This is a genomic window from Oleiphilus sp. HI0132 (genome assembly GCF_001635845.1).
Genome location: NZ_LWGJ01000341.1, coordinates 1 through 1,049, shown reverse-complemented (window position 1 = coordinate 1,049; position 1,049 = coordinate 1). Strand labels below are relative to the sequence as shown.

The 1,049-nt window shown below is 46.2% G+C and carries 1 protein-coding gene; it reads left to right on the top strand.

The window, feature by feature from the left end:
* Positions 1-217: 217 nt before the first annotated feature.
* On the top strand, positions 218-1,049 hold an 832-nt coding region (locus A3766_RS32580), incomplete at its 3' end, for a sigma 54-interacting transcriptional regulator (protein WP_369808600.1).

Genomic DNA, 1,049 nt, shown 5'->3' with positions numbered 1-1,049 from the left:
GCATAGAGCTCTAGCCTCTGTCGTTGTTATTTTACTACTGACTATCTTGCTTATAACTACTTTGTTTATAGCTGTTTTTTAATAACTATGAGCGTATCAGGCTTGCTAGAGGCGAGCCTTGCTTTAGATCAATTGAGCTTTATTGAGTGGACTGAAGACGGCTGGCTTGAATTGGGTTAACCTAAGCTTTCTACTTGAGCAAGTTGAGAGGCTAGTTATGGCATTCACCGAAATGTCTAATGAATCGGATGCACTGAAAAAACGCTACGAGCTTATCCTGACGTCTATTGGTGAAGGTGTTTACGGTCTTGATAAAAACGGTTTAACCACTTTCGTGAATCCAGCCGCCGAACGAATGACCGGGTGGCTGGAAGAAGACCTTATTGGCAAAATAGTTCATGAGTTTCATCATCATTCCCATGAAGATGGTCGTCATTACCCAGTGCATACTTGCCCTGTCTATCAAACAGTAAAAGACGGTGTTCAGCGTGAAGTCGATAATGAGGTTTTTTGGCGCAAAGACGGTTCGCAGTTTCCTGTAGAGTATATCGCAACAGCTATTGAGCATGAGGGTGAGATAGTCGGTGCTGTGATTGTGTTTAAGGATATCTCGGAACGGAAACGCTCAGAGCGAGAGTTAAAGTCTGGGCTGCGTCAGGTAGAAGAATTGAAGGAGCAATTACAGGCCGAGAATCGCTACCTGATGGATGAGATCCAGTCTCAGCATAACTACGCCAAGATGATTGGCCAGGGGCCTGCTCTTGATCAGATTCATACGCAGATCGAGCATGTTGCACCCACCGACTCGTCTGTATTAATTCAAGGGGAAAGCGGCACGGGTAAAGAGTTGATCGCGAGGTCTATTCACGGCGCTAGCCGTCGTCGAGACCGTCCTTTAGTAAAAGTTAACTGTGGTGCTATTGCGCCGAACCTGGTTGAAAGCGAGTTGTTTGGCCATGAAAAAGGGGCCTTTACTGGCGCAGTGAAACAGCGCATTGGCCGTTTTGAATTGGCTGATGGCGGTACAATTTTTCTTGATGAGGTGGGCG